16 protein-coding genes and 1 pseudogene are annotated in these 17,153 nt (G+C 69.6%); 15 read left to right on the top strand and 2 right to left on the bottom strand.

Annotation, left to right across the window (positions count from 1 at the left end):
• Nucleotides 1-130 precede the first annotated feature (130 nt).
• Nucleotides 131-1,357 carry a helix-turn-helix domain-containing protein gene (locus D7I43_RS12605; RefSeq protein WP_192902131.1) on the bottom strand — a complete coding sequence of 409 codons (1,227 nt, stop codon included), beginning with the start codon at nt 1,355-1,357 and terminating at the stop codon, nt 131-133.
• Between the two features lie 370 nt (nt 1,358-1,727).
• On the opposite strand from D7I43_RS12605, the gene amcA (D7I43_RS33025) reads away from it, so the two are divergent.
• The 6 genes and pseudogenes from amcA (D7I43_RS33025) to D7I43_RS33590 all read left to right on the top strand — a co-directional run bounded on the left by amcA (D7I43_RS33025) (nt 1,728) and on the right by D7I43_RS33590 (nt 5,816).
• The gene (gene amcA, locus D7I43_RS33025; protein ID WP_192902130.1) at nt 1,728-1,892 is read left to right on the top strand and encodes a multiple cyclophane-containing RiPP AmcA; all 165 of its coding nucleotides are present in this window, start codon (nt 1,728-1,730) and stop codon (nt 1,890-1,892) included.
• On the top strand, nt 1,889-2,236 hold the full coding sequence (locus D7I43_RS12600) for a hypothetical protein (protein WP_120328642.1): 348 nt from the start codon (nt 1,889-1,891) through the stop codon (nt 2,234-2,236). Before amcA (D7I43_RS33025) ends, D7I43_RS12600 begins: the two co-directional genes overlap by 4 nt.
• Nucleotides 2,233-3,369, top strand: coding sequence for a cyclophane-forming radical SAM peptide maturase AmcB (gene amcB / locus D7I43_RS12595; RefSeq protein ID WP_120328641.1), 1,137 nt, complete (start codon nt 2,233-2,235; stop codon nt 3,367-3,369). Before D7I43_RS12600 ends, amcB begins: the two co-directional genes overlap by 4 nt.
• A complete protein-coding gene (gene amcA / locus D7I43_RS12590) occupies nt 3,366-3,545 on the top strand; it encodes a multiple cyclophane-containing RiPP AmcA (protein WP_120328640.1) in 180 nt (59 codons plus the stop codon). Before amcB ends, amcA (D7I43_RS12590) begins: the two co-directional genes overlap by 4 nt.
• A gap of 61 nt (nt 3,546-3,606) precedes the next feature.
• Nucleotides 3,607-4,269 carry a pentapeptide repeat-containing protein gene (locus tag D7I43_RS12585; RefSeq protein WP_120328639.1) on the top strand — a complete coding sequence of 221 codons (663 nt, stop codon included), beginning with the start codon at nt 3,607-3,609 and terminating at the stop codon, nt 4,267-4,269.
• Nucleotides 4,270-4,487: 218 nt separating this feature from the next.
• A pseudogene (locus D7I43_RS33590) lies at nt 4,488-5,816 on the top strand (low temperature requirement protein A).
• A 40-nt stretch (nt 5,817-5,856) separates the two neighbouring features.
• Here the strand turns inward: D7I43_RS33590 and D7I43_RS12570 are convergent.
• Entirely contained in the window at nt 5,857-6,684 is an 828-nt protein-coding gene (locus D7I43_RS12570) for a DUF72 domain-containing protein (RefSeq protein ID WP_204985185.1), read from the bottom strand.
• 403 nt (nt 6,685-7,087) lie between these two features.
• On the opposite strand from D7I43_RS12570, the gene D7I43_RS12565 reads away from it, so the two are divergent.
• Genes D7I43_RS12565 through D7I43_RS12525 form a run of 9 tightly spaced genes read left to right on the top strand, consistent with a single transcriptional unit; the run spans nt 7,088 to nt 17,055 of the window.
• A complete protein-coding gene (locus D7I43_RS12565) occupies nt 7,088-8,302 on the top strand; it encodes a dipeptidase (protein ID WP_240032927.1) in 1,215 nt (404 codons plus the stop codon).
• The gene (locus D7I43_RS12560) at nt 8,299-9,924 is read left to right on the top strand and encodes an ABC transporter substrate-binding protein (RefSeq protein WP_120328634.1); all 1,626 of its coding nucleotides are present in this window, start codon (nt 8,299-8,301) and stop codon (nt 9,922-9,924) included. Before D7I43_RS12565 ends, D7I43_RS12560 begins: the two co-directional genes overlap by 4 nt.
• Before the next feature lie 32 nt (nt 9,925-9,956).
• Nucleotides 9,957-10,910, top strand: a complete 954-nt coding sequence (locus tag D7I43_RS12555; protein WP_120328633.1) for an ABC transporter permease — start codon at nt 9,957-9,959, stop codon at nt 10,908-10,910.
• Between the two features lie 58 nt (nt 10,911-10,968).
• Nucleotides 10,969-11,850, top strand: a complete 882-nt coding sequence (locus D7I43_RS12550; protein ID WP_240032926.1) for an ABC transporter permease — start codon at nt 10,969-10,971, stop codon at nt 11,848-11,850.
• Nucleotides 11,851-11,852: 2 nt separating this feature from the next.
• The gene (locus D7I43_RS12545) at nt 11,853-13,034 is read left to right on the top strand and encodes a M24 family metallopeptidase (RefSeq protein ID WP_120328632.1); all 1,182 of its coding nucleotides are present in this window, start codon (nt 11,853-11,855) and stop codon (nt 13,032-13,034) included.
• On the top strand, nt 13,031-13,867 hold the full coding sequence (locus tag D7I43_RS12540) for an alpha/beta fold hydrolase (RefSeq protein ID WP_120328631.1): 837 nt from the start codon (nt 13,031-13,033) through the stop codon (nt 13,865-13,867). Before D7I43_RS12545 ends, D7I43_RS12540 begins: the two co-directional genes overlap by 4 nt.
• Nucleotides 13,864-14,847, top strand: a complete 984-nt coding sequence (locus D7I43_RS12535; protein ID WP_120328630.1) for an ABC transporter ATP-binding protein — start codon at nt 13,864-13,866, stop codon at nt 14,845-14,847. Before D7I43_RS12540 ends, D7I43_RS12535 begins: the two co-directional genes overlap by 4 nt.
• Nucleotides 14,816-15,820, top strand: a complete 1,005-nt coding sequence (locus tag D7I43_RS12530) for an ABC transporter ATP-binding protein (RefSeq protein ID WP_120328629.1) — start codon at nt 14,816-14,818, stop codon at nt 15,818-15,820. Before D7I43_RS12535 ends, D7I43_RS12530 begins: the two co-directional genes overlap by 32 nt.
• A gap of 32 nt (nt 15,821-15,852) precedes the next feature.
• The gene (locus tag D7I43_RS12525) at nt 15,853-17,055 is read left to right on the top strand and encodes a dipeptidase (protein WP_204985184.1); all 1,203 of its coding nucleotides are present in this window, start codon (nt 15,853-15,855) and stop codon (nt 17,053-17,055) included.
• Nucleotides 17,056-17,153 lie beyond the last annotated feature (98 nt).

The raw sequence follows: 17,153 nt of genomic DNA, 5'->3' as shown, positions 1-17,153 counted from the left end.
CTCGATGCGCTGCCACAGCCCGTCAGGCACGATCCACGGCGGCTGCTCGCCACGCCTCACGGCCCGACATCGTAGATCAACCTCTACAAGGGACGCGACATCCAGAGATCATTTTGTTAGGACCCCTTAGTTACCAGCGCGGCCCTCCCGACCGGACGCCCATCCGGTCGCTGAGTTCGACGGCCAGTCGGGGTGGCCGGGGGCGGGTGAGAATGTCCCGAACGAGGTCGCGGGAGAGCTGGTGGTAGCGCACCTGGTCAGCCCCGATGATCTCTGCGTTCAGGAGCGCGGCGAGCGCGTCGTCGATGCGGTTCCACCGGGCAAGGGCTCGGGCGGTTTCGATGGCGTGCCGAACCTGCCGCTCGACGGGCACGGTGCTGGTGTCGAGGTGCGCGCCGATTACGATGGCGCGTTGCACGTCGCCGAGTTCCATGGCCACGGTCGTCTTGTGGATTGACACGTTGGTTGGCCCGAACGCGGTCCACACGTGGTTGCCGTCGGCGCCGAGCTGGTGTGCTGCGGCGTCGGCCTCGGCGATGTGGGTGTCGGCGGAGGCGCGGTCGTCGTCCCGGGCGGCGGCCAGCGCGCAAACGAGGTGCAGGCTGCCGTAGACCGAAAGCAGTTGCGGCGTGGGCCTGGTGAGCCGTGGTTCAAGAAACTGCGCGGCGGTGGCGGCGAGGCTACGAGCCTGCGCATATTCGCCGATGGAGACCAGGGAGTGTGCGGCGGAGCGGCTGAGTGAGCCGATGACGACGTGGTCGTGGCTGGCGTTGGCGGCGGCGAGACCTCGGCTGGCGGCGGTCCACGCGAGGTCACCTTCGCCGAGCTTGGTGAGGAACAACGCGGCGAGCTGGTGAGCGTAGGCAGTCATCGCATGCGCGCGCCGACCGTCGTCTCCGTCGTACGCCTCGGTGGCGGTGAGGCAGTCGTGGATGAGGTAGGGCAGCCGGCGGGCGAGGGTGCCGTACCGCGAGTGCTGGTAGGCGGTCCAGATCTCGGCGACGTCGTTCTCGATCTCGCGCAGGGCGGGAGCCTCGACGTCCCCCGTGCTGGCCAGCGCCGGCGCGAGGTGACGATAGTCGTGAAGCGCGGCCCGCAAGGCGGGGATGGTCTCGCGACCTGAGTCGTCCGACCACTCGAACAGGCTCGGTGCACCGATCAGGTCGCCGAGGGACACGTCCAGGGCCTTGGCGATTGCGCGTATCACCGACAGCCGGTCCAGGTCGGCCCGGTTCGTCTCAACCTTGCGCAACCACTCCTGCGTCTTGCCGACCAGACCGGCCAGCACCTCCTGGGACAGCCCTCGCCTCCGCCGGTAGAAGGCGACGCGCTGGCCGATCGTCATGTCGTCCGTCATCCCTCGCACACCATCACCCTGCCCGCTGAAGGCCGCCGGACCCGGTACGGATTTTCCCGGTCCTCCGTACGGACCGCCCCTACGTTCAGTTCACCCCAGATCACCGGCGCGTGTCGATGCCGGTGTCGGGGATGACTGGCAGGGAGCTGCAGATGGAGGGATCGATGAGCGGCGCACCACACCACGGCTTGGGCCGCTGGCTCGGCCCGTCCGGGAGCGACCTGTCTCGGTGTTCTCCCCGCCTGCGTACCGCCATGAGGGCTGCGTGGGTGGGTGATCGGCGGCCTGCTCCCAGCCGCCGTGATGCGGCGGCGGGCTCGCCATTCCCCCGGCGAGCCCACCGCTCATCGTCCCTGGTGGGGGTGGCGGCATGACGGTGTACATCTCGCGTAACGCCATGGCTAGCCAGTCCCGGCGCCCCGAGCCCAGGTGGACGTCCAAGCAGGGGCAGGTGTGGCCCGCTGACCCGCCGCTGCTCACCTTCGTGTGGCGTCGGCTGTTCGAGCAGCGGGCCCGCGAGGGCGGTCGCCGGTGACCGGGCCGCAGCGCCGTCTCGCGGCGAACCGGCTCGCGCCAACCGGGGTGGAACATCTGCCGATGCGCCCGCTGTGGCTGTGCCGTCGATGCGGGCAGCCGTGGCCCTGCGGCGCGGCGAAGCTCGCGCTCCTGGCCGAGTACCGGGAAGTGCCGGTGAGCCTGTTCCTCTACCTGGCCAGCTGCCTACACGACGCGATCGACGACCTCCACCGGCTCAACCCGAGCGTCACGGGCAGCGCCGCCGACATGTTCGACCGGTTCCTCGGCTGGCCCGCCCGCCACACCCACGCCTACCGCGTCAGTACCACCACCGCCGCCAGCATCGAAGAGGCCTCATCGTGAACGGCATCGGCCTCATCAGCGCCACCGGCCAACCGGCGATCGCCGGCAGCTTCCACACCCTGGTCGTGCAGCCGACGAGCTTCTGCAACCTCGACTGCACCTACTGCTACCTGCCCGACCGGAGATCCCTCCGCCTCATGAGCGGCGCGGTCGCGCAGGCATGCGCGGAGTCGATCGCCCAGCAGAACAGCGGACGTCCCGTGAGTGTCGTGTGGCACGGGGGCGAACCCACCGCCACACCCATCGGGCTGTTCCGCGATCTGCTGGCCCCGTTCGAGCAACTGCGGCGTGCGGGGATGGTGCGTCACGAGATCCAGACGAACGCCACGCTGATCAACCGACAGTGGTGCGAACTGTTCACCACCTACGGGTTCGAGGTCGGGGTCAGCATTGACGGACCGGGCGTGTTGAACCGAAACCGCCTCGACCGGGCCGGCAAGTCGACGGATGCCCGAACCCTGCGCGGCATGCAGACCTTGACCGACGCGGGGCTGGAGTACTCCGTGATCTGTGTTGTCACACCGGCAACCATCGACCACGCGGACGCCCTCCTCGACTTCTTCACCGGCCTGCCCGGCTGCGAGTCCGTGGGCTTCAACATCGAAGAGCAGGAGGGCACCGACCGGGCACCGGTGTCGGAGGATGCCGCGTACCGGTTCTGGAAGCACCTCATCGAACGTCGCGTCGGCGGCAGCCCGCTGCGCATCCGCGACGTGGACCGGTTGGCCGACTATGTCGTCGTCACCCGCGCCGGACACGTCGACCACGCGCCGTACGAGCCGATCCCGACCGTCTCCTGGGATGGACAGGTGGTGCTGCTGTCACCGGAACTACTCGGCATCACCGAGCCGCGATACGGCGACTTCATCGCCGGCAACGTCCTCCAGCAACCCATCACCGCCATGCTCGCCCGCGCCGGCGACCTGGACTACGTCGCCGAGTTCATTACGGCCCTCAACGACTGCGCCGACCACTGCGCCTTCTACGACTTCTGCCGCGGCGCCCAGGCCGGCAACCGCTACTTCGAACACGCGACGTTCACCGCCCGCGAGACCACCTACTGCCGAACCACTCGACAAGCCCTCGTCCGTGCCGCTGCGGACCACCTGACCCCTCAAGGAGGAGCACCATGACCAACGCTCTCGCGACCCTTGTCAACGCCGCACCCGAGCAACTGGCCCGCCTCGGCGTCGACCCGCAGCGGTCGGTAGCGTCGATCGACGCGGCGAAGTTCGACAACCGCCCCACCTGGGACAACAAGGGAAAGTTCGACAGCCGACCCGGCTGGGACAACTGGAACAAGAAGTAGCCCCCACCACGGGACGCGCGGGGTGGCGTGCCCACCCCGCGCCCACACAGGTTGAGGACACATGCGCACCACCACGATCGGCGACGTGAAGGTCCTACTGCCGGACCTCGAACCGGACGACCTCGACACCACGACGAACCTGGCCGACGGCCTCACCGAGGCCCTCGTCGAGGGCGCCGCGTGGCACGGCTCGCACCTGGAAGACGCCCGCATCCGCAGCAGCCTGATCACCGGCGTGGACCTGAGCGAGAGCATCTGGGAAGCCGGCAGCCTCTACGGCTGCGAGATCACCCGCACCGACTTCTCCGGCGCGACCCTGACCGGCATCACCATCGAACGGTGCGCCATTACCGGCTCACGGTTCACTGGCACCAGACTCACCGACGTACGCCTCAAGGACGTCTTGTTCGACGGCTGCCGCTTCGATTACGCCACCTTCCAGCGCGTCGCCGCCGGCGGCTCGGTCGCGTTCACCGACTGCATTCTCACGAACGGTGCGTGGTCTTCCTGCCGGCTACCTCGCATCGCGCTGCGGTCATGTGACCTCGCTGGCCTGGACCTGGATTCCTGCCACCTCGTCGGCACCGACCTGCGGGGCAGCCGTCTCCACGGGCTGAAGACGTCCCTCGACAACCTGCGCGGCGTCACTGTCGGCCGCGGCCAGCTTCCTGACCTCACCCAGCTGACCATCGACGTCCTCGACCTCGCGGTTCGTGACGAGTGACCCGAGGTGTTCGGGGGTAACCGGACTCGTGATCCGCAGGGCCGGGCTTCCCCGGCGGCGCGCCAGCAGTGACACCGGTAGGGCCGGCCGTGCGGACCAGGCCCTGATCGTTCTGCACGATCCCGACCTCCGGGCCCGAGTTGCCCCCTGGCCGGCCACTGGTCCCGCGACCCACGTCGCGGAGCGATCTGGTGATTGTCGCCGTACGCCTGCGGGCGATGCGGTGCGATGGCAGGGTGGCGAGGGATCGGGAGCGCTGGAGCCGGGGTTACGGCGTCGCCTTGTTGCGGAAGCGGGAGAGCGCCCAGCAGGCCACGTACGTGGAACTGTTCTTCGACCTGGTGATGGTGTTCGCCCTCAACCGGCTGCTGTCCTCCGGGGTCGCCGACCTCGAGGTGCCCGGCCAGGCGCCCGCGGACTATCTGGCCCGGTGGGCGGGTCTCGGCCGTACGCTGCTGCTGTTCGCGCCACTGCTCTGGACGTGGACGATCACCGCCTACCTCACCGCCCGGTTCGACCCGCGGACTCCCGCGCTCCAACGGTCGACCCTGGTCGCGGCGTTCGCCGTGCTGATCATGGGTACGAGCGTGCCGCACGCCTTCGACGGCGCGGGCGGCCTGTCGTTCGCGCTGGTGTACACGCTCAACCAGGTCGGCCGGTTGTTGATCTTCGTGTACATCATCGGTGCGCATCCGCTGGGCCGGCTGTACGTCCGAGCCACGGTCTGGCTCGCCGTCGGGGGAGCGTTCTGGATCCTCGGCGGTCTGACCACCGGCGGGGCCCAGGTCGTGCTGTGGATCCTGGCGGTGATCGTCGACTTCGGCGCGGCACGACTGGGCTGGCCGTTACCGCGGCTGGGGCGGGGGAGACAGGCGGTGTGGGAGATGGCCCCCCACCATCTCGCCGAGCGGTACCAGCAGTTGATGCTGATCGCCCTGGGTGAGACGATCCTCGCTGTCGGCATCACCTTCACCACGAACAAGGACCGGCCCGGCGGCTACGAGAGTCTCGGGCTGCTCACGGCGTAAGTCACCACGGTGCTGTTGTGGCGCATCTACTTCCAGCGCGCCGGGCAGGTGCTCGGTGAGGCCGCCGTCAAGGCGCGGAACCCCGGGAAGGTGGGGGGCTTCATCGCGAGTGCGCACACCCTGATGATCTTCGGGATCGTGATCACCGCGATCGGGTACGAGCTCGTCCAGCACCACCCGCTCGGGTACACCTTCCCGGCCTGGCTGGCCATGATCCTCGGCGGGCCGGCCTGCTTCCTGGTCGGGCGCGCCGCCCTGGAGCGTGCGGTGTTCTCCCGGGTCTCCCGACGCCGCTGGATCGGGATCGGCATCCTCCTCCTCACCTTCCTGCCGCTCGTGGCCGCCCCGCCGCTGGCCGCGGGGGTCACCGCCGCCGCCGTGCTGTTCGGCATCGCGTACGTCGACACCCGCCGGGCTGCTCACCGGCCGCCGGAGGAGCCCCACCCGCTCGATGCGAGATCGAACTGGCCGTGGTGGAGCAGCCCGGAGACCAGGCGCCCGGATCCGACCCCCGAATGACGCTGGGCAAGCGGGGGTACGGCTGGCCTGCCGGCGGCCGTCAGAAGAGGGTCAGGGGCTCGACGGGGATCGGCTGGGGGAGTGGCTCCAGTTCGGGTACGCGGGCGCGTACCTCGTCGTGGAAACGGCGGGCGAGCAGCGGCGCGTCGGCGTTGTCGGGGGTGTGGACGAAGACGGTCGGTGAGCGGCCCTCGCGCAGCCACCCGGCGGTGACGTCGACCCAGTGCCGCCAGCCCTCGACGGTCCGCGCGGTGTCGTCGCGTCCGAGGTAGCGGACGACCGGCCGGTCGGTCAGCGCGGCCGTCCGCAGCGGCACCCGCGGTTTCTTGACCCACGCGTCCCGCTCCGCGTCGCTGCTCGGCGGGCTGCGGAAGAACGCCGTGGTGTCGAACGGGATCCATTCGGCGGCCACGGTGGCGAGCGCGTCCTCGAGGAGCCGGACGGCCCGCGGGTCGTCGAAGAACGCGGGGTGGCGGACCTCGACGGCGTACCGGTGGTCGGCCGGGAGTGTCCGCAGGAAGCGGGCGAGGACGGGCACGTCGGCGGGTGCAAAGGATCCGGGCAGCTGGATCCAGAGCGCGTGGGCGCGTGGACCGAGCGGCTCGATCGCGTCGAGGAACGCGCGCAGCGGCTCGTCGGCGTGGGTGAGGCGGCGTTCGTGCGTGACGGTCTTCGGGAGCTTGAGGACGAACCGGAAGTCGTCGTCGGTCTGCTGTGCCCAGGAGGCCACGGTGTCGCGGGTCGGCGTGGCGTAGAACGTCGTGTTCCCCTCGACGGCGGTGCACCAGCCCGCGTAGTGCCGCAGACGTTCGTGGGCCGGCAGAGGGTGCGCCAGGAAGCGTCCCTGCCATGCCTTGTGCGTCCACATCGCACACCCCACGTGAAGACGCACGCCCGACCCTCCTCGCTCGACCCGGCTCCACCCTGCCAGGCCGCCGTCGGGGCGCGTCCGGGCGGGGTCGCGGAATGCCGCGAGGGCGGCAAGGGCAGCGGTCTGCCAGACAACCGAAGAGGTCTGACCACTCGGCCTCCGTGGGCCTCCGGTCGGCGGTTGGGCTGATGGTCCGTCCGGTGGAAGTCAGCGTGGTCGCTTCGGGGTCGCCGGCGAGCGGCGCACCCGGTGATTCCCACAGAGTGGGCTTGACCTGCGGCGATGTCGCCACTCGAAGGTAACGGTCGGGTCACGAGGTATTCCGTAGGTGTTGATTCCTCGATTAACCTCCCGTGCCACGAGGTCAGACCTCATTCCTCATACCTCTAACCCTGACGAGGTGAGTCGCCGAGTGCAGGACGCCGCCCCCCGCTACGCCGGATACCGGTCCTTCGACTACTTGACCCCGCACGTCGACTACAAGGTCTTCGAGCTCGCTCCCCAGCTCGGGCGGGTGCCCGAGCACGACCTCGGCCTCAGCGACGAGCAGCGCGCCCGGGTGGCCCGCCTGCTCCGCGAGCACATCGCGATCTCGCTGCACGAGCACCCGAAGATCCTGCCGGCCGACGTCTCCCAGCTGCGCGACTACAACCGCACCGGCCGCAACGCGTTCGGCTTCGAGGGGATGGCCCGCTCCGGACTCACCGCGGTCTTCGACAACTTCATGAACGGCACCGGCTGCGTGACCAGTGAGCACGCCTGGAAGTGGGACGACGTCATCTACGACATCGGCCTCCGCTTCGCCGACATCGCCAAGCAGGACCACGTCGTCGTGGCGACCACGCTCGACCAGATCCGCGAGGCCAAGCGCAACGGGCAGATCGCCCTGGTGGCCGGTCTCGAAGCGGCCACGATGATCGAGAACGAGCTGGACCGGATCGACATCCTCTACGGCTTCGGTGTCCGGCAGATGGGCATCGCGTACAGCCAGGCGAACATGCTCGGATCCGGCCTCTCCGAGACCCGCGACGGTGGGCTGACCCACTTCGGTCGGCGTGCGGTGGACCGGATGAACAAGCTCGGTATCGCCATCGACATCTCGCACTCCGGCGATCGGACCTCGCTGGACGTGATCGAGGCCAGTCGGGTTCCGGTGTTCATCACCCACGCCGGTGCCCGTTCGGTCTGGAACACCCCTCGGATGAAGCCGGACGAGGTGATCCGGGCCTGCGCCGAGCGGGGTGGCGTGATCGGCATCGAGGCCGCGCCCCACACCACCCTCTCGGCCGACCACCCGCACCACTCGATCGAGTCGGTGATGGACCACTTCACGTACTGCGTGGACCTGGTCGGCATCGACCACGTGGCGTTCGGCCCGGACACCAACTTCGGTGACCACGTCGGGCTGCACGACAGCTTCACCCAGCACCTGGCGATCGGGCAGGCCCACGGAGTGGTGGACCACCCCCGTGTCCCGTACGTGAGCGGCATGGAGAACCCGGCGGAGTGCTTCAGCAACATCGTCGGCTGGCTCGTCACGCACGGCTACTCCGACGACGAGATCGCCAAGGTCATCGGCGGCAACATCATCCGGGTTCTTGAGGAGGTTTGGTGAGAAAGACGGTCAAGGGTCGGTGGCGGCTCGCTGTCGCGCTCGGCGTGGCGGCGACGCTGGGGATCTCCGGCTGCAGCCTGAACGAGGACACCGGGTCCTCGACCACGTCGACGGACGGCTCGGTGCTGCGCATCGGCACCACCACCGACGTGAGCAACTTCAACCCGCTCCAGTCGCTGAGCAAGACCGACTCGTGGATCCTCAACGCGATGTACCCGCACCTGCTGCGGATCGACGAGAACGCGAAGAAGGCGCCGGAGCTGGCCAAGGAGTACCGCTACGAGGACGGCGGCAAGACGGCCGTGTTCGTGCTGCGGGACGACTTCACGTGGACCGACGGCAAGCCGGTGGTCGCGGACGACGTCAAGTTCAGCGCCGAAATGATCATGAAGTACAAGCTCGGCAACGTCGCCGCGAAGCTGACGTGGGTCGAGTCCATCGAGGCGCCGGACGCGACCACCGTCAAGTTCAAGCTCTCGCAGCCGTACGCGCCGTTCGCCGAGGGCGTCGGCTTCTGGATGTCGATCGTGCCGAAGCACGTCTTCGAGTCCGCCGGTGACCTGTCCAAGTTCCCCAACGACTCGAACTGGGTCGGCGCCGGCCCGTTCGTGCTCGACAGCATCACCAAGGGCCAGCGCTACGTCATGAAGCGCAACCCGAACTACCCGCTCGCGCCGGGCGGCAAGGCCGCGGTCAGCCAGGTCGAGTACCGCGTCTACCCGGACGTGAACACGATGATGCTGGCGCTGCGCAACGGCGACATCGACCTCATGGGCACCCCGGTGCCGGTGTCGGCGGTGAAGACGTTCCAGGCCGACTCGAACATCAAGCTGGTGAAGGTGGGCGCGCTGGGCTTCGCGCACCTGACCTACAACATGAAGAACAAGCAGCTGGCCGACCAGCAGGTCCGGCAGGCGCTGTCGATGTCGGTCGACACCAAGTCGATCATCTCGTCGGTGCTCCAGGGCGACGGCCAGCAGATGGCCGGCCCGATCTCGCCGATCTTCTCGGAGTACGACAACACCGAGATCCAGCCGTACCCGTTCGACCCCGCCGGGGCGAAGGCGAAGCTGAGCGCGGCCGGCTACAAGGACGCGAACAACGACGGCTTCTTCGACGAGCTGGCCTTCGGGGTGGCGTGCGACCAGTCCAACGCGAACATCACCCGCGTGGTGCAGCTCTTCCGGGAGAGCGCCGCCAAGGCCGGCATCAAGCTCGAGAACGAGTGCGTCGAGCGGAACACGTTCCTCTCCCGGACCAAGAACGGCGAGTACGACATCGACGCGTCGCAGTGGGGCGTGTTCGACAACCCGATGGACCAGCTGCGCAGCACCTACCTGTCCAGCAACCCGGGCGGCATCAACTACAACCTGCTCGAGTCGCCGGAGATGGACCATCTGATCAACGACGCGGCCGCCACCACCGACCCGGAGGCGTTCAAGGCCAAGATCAAGAACATCGACAAGGTCGTGCACGACCAGGCGTACCTGACCCCGCTGTACGTGGAGAACTTCCAGTTCGCCTACAACGCCAGCAAGTTCACCGGCTTCGTCCCGTCGCCGTCGGACCTGCTCGGCATGGTCACCGCGTACTCGCTGGCCCAGGTCACCCCGGCCAAGTGACCGGAAAGTCCTAGGGAGAGGAGGGGTCCCCCGTGGCGCGTTTCGTGCTCAGTCGGGCACTGAAGGCCGTCCTGACCGTGTGGATTGCGATCACTTCGACGTTCTTCCTGCTCCGGCTGCTGCCGGGGGACCCCACGACCCTCATGGTCGAGGGGGACATGACGCCGGAGATGCAGGCGGCGCTGCTCAAGACGTACGGCCTGGACCGGCCGTTGTGGGAGCAGTACGTCTCGTACCTGCGTGAGCTGGTCCAGGGCAACCTGGGCATCTCGTTCCGGCAGATCCAGCCGGTCGTCGACATCATCGTCGACCGTCTGCCCTGGACCCTGCTGCTCGCCGGCACCGCGTTCGTCGTCACCGTGGCCGTCGGCATCCCGATCGGGGTGGCCGCCGCCGTGAACCGGGGCCGGTGGCTGGACCGGGCGCTCCAGGCGCTCGGCATCGGCGGGCACGCGCTCTTCGTGCCCAGCGTCGCCATGCTGCTGCTGGTCTTCCTGGGAGCCCGCCTCGGCTGGTTCCCGATCGGCGGGGCGATCGACCCGGACACCCGGGGCGCGGCGGCCTACCTGAGCCTCGCCCACCACCTGGTCCTGCCGGTGCTGTCGCTGGTGCTGGTGCAGCTCGGCCCGTACGCGTTGACCCTGCGGACAAACATGATCGAGGTCCTCGGCGAGGACTACATCCGGGCCGCCCAGGCCCGGGGACTCTCGGCCCGGCGGCGGGTGTGGAAGCACGGCCTGCGCAACGCGATCCTGCCGGCGCTGACCCTCATGGGTCTCCAGTTGGGCACCCTGGTCGGCGGCGCCGTGCTCACCGAGACCGTGTTCGCCTACCCGGGGGTCGGCCGGCTCATCTTCGAAGCCGTCGGCCAGCAGGACTACCCGGTGCTCCAGGGCGCGTTCATCATGCTCGCCGTCACGGTGGTGTTCGCCAACGCGCTGACCGACATGTTCTACGCCGTCCTCAACCCCCGGATCCGGCTGTGAACGCGCGCGCCTCCGCCCGCCCGAACCCGTCCGCCCCCACCCCCGAAGGGAGGGTGCCGTGAGCGCCCCCGTGCTGACCGAGCAGGCGGTGCCGCCGGTCGCCCCGGCCGTCGCGAGGCGGTCCTGGTTCGCCTACCTGCGCCAACCCTCCGCGGCGCTGTCCGTGCTGGTGCTCGTCGTGATGGTGGCGCTCGCGCTCCTCGCGCCGGTGATCGCCGACGAGCCGGCCGGCGCCGGCCCGGACGTGCTGCAACCGCCGTCCGGCGCGCACTGGTTCGGTACGGACGACCTCGGGCAGGACATCTTCGCCCAGGTCGTGTGGGGCACCCGGACCAGCCTCGTGATCGGACTGGCCGCCTCGCTGATCGCGATCGTCCTCGGCACGGCGATCGGGTTGGCCTCGGCGTACTTCCGTCCGATCGACGCGGTCGCCACGGTCGTCACCGACGTGATGCTGGCGCTGCCCACCCTGCCGCTGATGATCATGCTGGCCGCGGTGGTCAACCCCAGTCTCTGGACGCTGACCCTCATCATCGGGTTCTTCGCCTGGCCCGAGGTGGCCCGCCTGATCCGGTCCCAGGGCCTGGTGATCAGCGCGATGCCGTACATCGACGGCGCGCGCGTGCTCGGCGCCTCCGGGTGGCGGATCGTCACCCGCGAGATCCTGCCCGCGGTCGTCTCGCTGGTGATCGTGAGCGTGCTGCTCACCGCCTCCCGGGCGGTGATCTCCGAGGCCGGCCTGAGCTTCCTCGGTCTGGGCGACCCGGACGCCTGGTCGTGGGGCCGCATCCTGCTCAACGCCCAGCGCAGCGGGGTGGTCGCCATCGCCTGGTGGCAGACGCTCTTCCCGTCTCTGGCGATCCTGCTGCTCGTGCTGGCGGCCACCGTCGCCGGAATGCGGTTCAACGACACCCGTGACCCCCGCCGCAACGGAGCCTGACCATGCGACTGCCCGACAGCTTCTACACCAGCGTCCGCAACCGCCTCAACGAGGCGCTCGACGAGCGCGGCCTGGACGGCTTCCTCGCCACGTCCCCGGCGGACGTCGCCTTCCTCAGTGGCTTCTTCTACATCGCCACCGAACGGCCGGTCTACCTGTGGATGCCCCGCGAGGGGGATCCGCTGCTGGTCATCCCGCGGCTCGACGAGGAGTACGCGGCGCAGCAGGGCGTGCGGGTGCCGACCGTCAGCTACTTCGAGTACCCGGGGGTCGTCACCGCCGAGCAGACCCTCGCCGCGGCGCTGCCCCGGCCCGGCGGCCGCACCCGCCGGATCGGGTTGAGCGCCGGGGTGTCGGTCGGCACGTACCGCGCGCTGTTGCAGGCCATCGCGGGCGCCACCCTGGAGACCACCGACGTGGTGGCCCGGCTGCGGCTGCGCAAGTTCCCCGAGGAGATCCCGTTCCACGAGGCCGCCGCGCGGATCTGCGACGAGATGCTCGGCGCGGGCCGGGCCCTGATCGAGGAGGCGTTGGCGACCGGGGGGCCGCTGCCGCGCGAGGACGAGATCGCCCGGCACGTGATCGGGTACGGCACCGACCGGATGTACGCCGAGTACGACCTCGTCGTCTACACCACGAAGCTGGCCGGGGGTCTCGTGTACGCCGGCCCGAACTCGGCCCTGCCGCACGGCCTGCCGACCCGCCGCCGGATCGAGCCCGGCGACACGCTGATCCTCTCCCTCGGCGCGGCGGTGGCCAGCCGGTTCGTGGAGAGCGAACGCACCTTCGTGGTGGGCGAGCCCACGCCCGAGCAGGTGCGCTACTACGAGGCCGACCGGGAGGCGCAGGAGGTCGGCACCCAGGCGATGACCGCCGGGCGGACCTGCGCCGAGGTCAACCGGATCTGCCTCGACGTGCTGCGCGAGCACGGCCTGGGCGACTACATCCGGCACCGGCAGGGGCACGGCATCGGTTTGCAGAACCACGAGGCGCCGTGGGTCGAGGACGGCGACGAGACCGTGCTCGCCCCCGGGATGCTGCTCTCCAGCGAGCCCGGCGTCTACGTGCCCGGCCACGCCGGCTACCGCATCTCCGACACGGTCCTCGTCGAGGAGGACGGCCCGCGCAGGCTCACCCGCTACCCGCGCGACCTGGCATCGAACGTCATCGAGGGAGTCCGATGAAAGTCAACGGCGCAGAACTGGTGGTCGAGGCGTTCGGCCCGACCGACGGACCGGCGATGATCGTGCACCACGGCGCACCCGGGCTCGGCTCCCGCAACGAGCCGAAGCGCTCCTTCGGCCCGTTCGCCGACCGGATGCGGGTGATCGTCTTCGACGCCCGGGGCTCCGGCGAGTCCAGCGACGACGAGCCGTTCACCCACGAGCAGTGGGTGGCCGACGTGGACGCCATCCGGGAGCACTTCGGCTACGAGAAGATCGTCATGGCCGGCGGCTCGTACGGCGGGTTCATCGCCATGGAGTACGCCATCGCCCACCCGGACCGGGTCTCCGCGCTGGTGCTCCGCGACACGGCGGCGGACACCGCGCACGACCACCTCGCCGTCGAACGCGCCCGCAACACCGACCGTACGGTGATCCCGGAGTGGGTCATCGAGCGGATCGGCACCGGCCGGTTCGAGAGCAACGAGCAGCTGCGCGAGTACTGGCGTGCCATCCTTCCGCTCTACGACCACCAGCACGACCCGGCCAAGGACGAGGCGAAGCTCAACGCCACCCGGTTCCACTACCGCACGCACAACGCGGCCTTCGGGCAGAACATGCCGCGCTACGACCTCAAGCCGAAGCTGCCGTCGATCACCTGCCCGACGCTGGTGACCGTGGGCCGGCACGACTGGCGTACGCCGGTGGCCGCCTCCCAGGTCATCGCCGACCTGATCCCCGACAGCCGGCTGGTGGTCTTCGAGAAGTCCGGGCACTCGCCGCAGTTGGAGGAGCCGGAGCTGTTCCAGCAGGTGGTGCGCGACTTCCTCGCCGAAGCCGGTGTGCTGCGATGACCCTGTTGGAGATCGCCGACCTGCGGGTCACGTTCCCCGGCGGCACCGGGCCCGTCAACGCCGTGAACGGGGTGTCACTCGAGGTCGACGCGGGGCGGACCCTCGCGGTCCTCGGCGAGTCCGGTTCCGGCAAGAGCGTCACCGCGCAGGCGGTGATGGGCATCCTCGACGCCCCGCCGGCCCGGATCACCGGTTCGGTGCGGTTGCGCGGTCGGGAGCTGCTCACCCTGCCGCGCAGACAGCGCGACCGGGTCAGCGGCGAGGAGATCGGCATGGTCTTCCAGGACGCCATGGCCGCGCTCAACCCGGTCTTCACCGTCGGGCACCAGATCATGGAGGTGCTGCGGGTCCGCCGTGGCATGTCCAAGGCCGACGCCCGCCGCCGGGCCGTCGAACTGGTCGACCGGGTCCGGATCCCGGCCGCGAAGGACCGGATCCGCGACTACCCGCACCAGTTCTCCGGTGGCATGCGGCAGCGCATCATGATCGCGCTGGCCATCGCCCTCGAACCGGACCTGCTGATCGCCGACGAGCCCACCACCGCCCTCGACGTGACCGTGCAGGCCCAGGTGATGGAGCTGCTCGCGGAGATCCAGCGGGACAGCGGGATGGGCCTCATGCTCATCACCCACGACCTCGGTGTGGTGGCCGAGGTCGCCGACGACGTGGCCGTCATGTACGCCGGCCGGATCGTCGAGCGGGGCACGGTCCAGCAGATCTTCGACGGCCCCGCGCACCCGTACACCGAGGGGCTGCTCGCCTCGATGCCCCGGGTGGACCGGCGTGACGACGTGCTCTACGCGATCCCGGGAGCACCGCCGAACCCGGCCATGCTCCCCGCCGGCTGCCCGTTCCACCTGCGCTGTCCCCGGGTCACCGACGAGTGCCGCGTGACCCTGCCGCCGCTGGCCGTGCTGCCCGGCAACCGGTCCTGCGCGTGCCACCACCATGAGGAGGTGCGTCGTGCCACCCGGAGATGACGTGGTGCTGCGGGTCGAGAACCTGGTCAAGCACTTCCCGCTCAAGGGGCGGGTGCCGTTCACGACCGGCGGTGTCGTCAAGGCCGTCGACGGTGTCTCGTTCGACCTGTGCCGAGGCGAGACGCTCGGCGTGGTCGGCGAGTCCGGCTGCGGGAAGACGACCCTGGCGCGGATGCTGGTCGGGCTGGAACAGCCCACCTCCGGCGCGGTCCGGTTCGGCGACTCGGTGGTGCACACGGCCCGGGGCCGGGAGCTGCGCGCGCTGCGGCGCCGGATCCAGATCGTGCTCCAGGACCCGTACACCTCGCTGAACCCGCGGCGCACGATCCGGGAGATCCTGCTCCAGCCCTTCGAGATCCACCCCGACGTTCTGGACCGGCGGCGCCGGCTGGACCGGATCCGGGAGCTGCTCGACCTGGTCGGCCTCGACCCGGCCCTGCACCTGGACCGCTACCCGCACCAGTTCTCCGGCGGGCAGCGCCAGCGCATCGGGATCGCCCGGGCGCTCGCCCTGCAACCCGACGTCATCGTCTGCGACGAGCCGGTCTCCGCGCTCGACGTGTCGGTCCAGGCCCAGGTCGTCAACCTGCTCGAGCGGCTCCAGGACGAGCTGGGTGTGGCGTACGTCTTCATCGCGCACGACCTGTCCGTGGTGCGCCACATCTCCGACCGGGTGGCCGTCATGTACCTGGGCAAGCTCGTGGAGACCGGCCCCGAGGCGAGCCTGTACGACACGCCCCGGCACCCGTACACGAAGGCGCTGCTCTCCGCGGTCCCGGTGCCGGAACCCGCCGCACGGGGCGAGCGTCAGCGGATCCTGCTGCCCGGCGACCCGCCCAGCCCGGTCGACCCGCCGTCGGGTTGCCGGTTCCGGACGCGCTGCTGGCAGGCGACGGAGACCTGCTCCACCACGGAGCCGCCGCTGGCAGCCGGGGCACACCCGGTTGCCTGCCACTACCCACTGGCCGCGTAGCGACCAGCCACCGTTTCGAAGGAGAAGGTGTCTTGCTGCAAGAACCAGCCCCCCGGTACCAGGGGCACAGGTCCTACTCGTACCTGGAGCCGCACGTGGACTACCGGGTGTTCGCGTTGGCCCCGGAGGTCGGCCGGGTGCCCGAGCACGACCTCGGGCTCACGACCGCCCAGCGTGAGCGGGTCAGCCGGCTGCTCGCCGAGAACATCGCGATCTCCTTGCACGAGCACCCGGTGATCCTGCCGGAGGACGTCCGCGAGCTCCGCGCCTACAACCGCACCGCCCGCCAGCGCACCGGTTACGAGGGCCTGGCCCGGTCCGGCCTCACGGCGGTGTTCGACAACTTCATGGCCGGGGCGTCCTGTGTGACGAGCGAGAACGGCTGGAAGTGGAACGACCTCGTCTACGCCCTCGGGATGCGGATGAGCGACCTCTACAAGCAGGACTACATCTTCCTGGCGACCTCGGTGGAGGACATCCGCGCCGCGAAGCGGGACGGCCGGTTGGCGCTCGTCGCGGGCCTGGAGTGCGCCACGCCCATCGAGAACGAGCTGGACCGGATCGACATCCTCTACGGCTTCGGCGTCCGCCAGCTCGGGATCGCGTACAGCCAGGCGAACATGCTCGGCGGTGGCCTGTCGGAGCGCAGCGACGGTGGGCTGACCCACTTCGGTCGGCGTGCGGTGGACCGGATGAACAAGCTCGGTATCGCCATCGACATCTCGCACTCCGGCGATCGGACCTCGCTGGACGTGATCGAGGCCAGTCGGGTTCCGGTGTTCATCACCCATGCCGGTGCCCGTTCGGTCTGGAACACCCCTCGGATGAAGCCGGACGAGGTGATCCGGGCCTGCGCCGAGCGGGGTGGCGTGATCGGCATCGAGGCCGCGCCCCACACCACCCTCTCGGCCGACCACCCGCACCACTCGATCGAGTCGGTGATGGACCACTTCACGTACTGCGTGGACCTGGTCGGCATCGACCACGTCACGTTCGGGCCGGACACGATGTTCGGCGACCACGTGGGGGTGCACAACACCTACGCCGGGAACTACGCGCACGACTCCGGCGAGCGGCCGGAGCACCCGCGGGTGGAGTACGTCTCCGGTGTGGAGAACCCCGGCGAGGCGTTCGGGAACATCGTCGGCTGGCTGGTGAAGCACGGCTACTCCGACGACGAGATCGCCAAGGTCGTCGGCGGCAACACCCTGCGGGTGCTCGAACAGGTCTGGTAGCACCCGCAGGGTGCGGGAGCGAGTCTGGTAGCTCCCTCCGGCCGATACACCGGTGGGGGACCGACAAACTACACTCCGTACGCCGCCAACGGCGGCGG

The sequence above is a fragment of the Micromonospora globbae genome (assembly GCF_003610785.1).
In the GTDB taxonomy this organism is placed as follows: Bacteria; Actinomycetota; Actinomycetes; order Mycobacteriales; family Micromonosporaceae; genus Micromonospora; species Micromonospora globbae.
This window is presented reverse-complemented; position numbering and strand designations above follow the sequence as displayed.

What these genes read in the sequence shown, in the direction of transcription:
- D7I43_RS12605 (WP_192902131.1), bottom strand. Translation starts at nt 1,357, where the DNA reads ATGACGGACGACATGACGATCGGCCAGCGCGTCGCCTTCTACCGGCGG.
- amcA (WP_192902130.1), top strand. Translation starts at nt 1,728, where the DNA reads ATGACGGTGTACATCTCGCGTAACGCCATGGCTAGCCAGTCCCGGCGC.
- amcA (WP_120328640.1), top strand. Translation starts at nt 3,366, where the DNA reads ATGACCAACGCTCTCGCGACCCTTGTCAACGCCGCACCCGAGCAACTG.
- D7I43_RS12585 (WP_120328639.1), top strand. Translation starts at nt 3,607, where the DNA reads ATGCGCACCACCACGATCGGCGACGTGAAGGTCCTACTGCCGGACCTC.
- D7I43_RS12570 (WP_204985185.1), bottom strand. Translation starts at nt 6,684, where the DNA reads ATGTGGACGCACAAGGCATGGCAGGGACGCTTCCTGGCGCACCCTCTG.
- D7I43_RS12545 (WP_120328632.1), top strand. Translation starts at nt 11,853, where the DNA reads ATGCGACTGCCCGACAGCTTCTACACCAGCGTCCGCAACCGCCTCAAC.
- D7I43_RS12540 (WP_120328631.1), top strand. Translation starts at nt 13,031, where the DNA reads ATGAAAGTCAACGGCGCAGAACTGGTGGTCGAGGCGTTCGGCCCGACC.
- D7I43_RS12535 (WP_120328630.1), top strand. Translation starts at nt 13,864, where the DNA reads ATGACCCTGTTGGAGATCGCCGACCTGCGGGTCACGTTCCCCGGCGGC.
- D7I43_RS12530 (WP_120328629.1), top strand. Translation starts at nt 14,816, where the DNA reads ATGAGGAGGTGCGTCGTGCCACCCGGAGATGACGTGGTGCTGCGGGTC.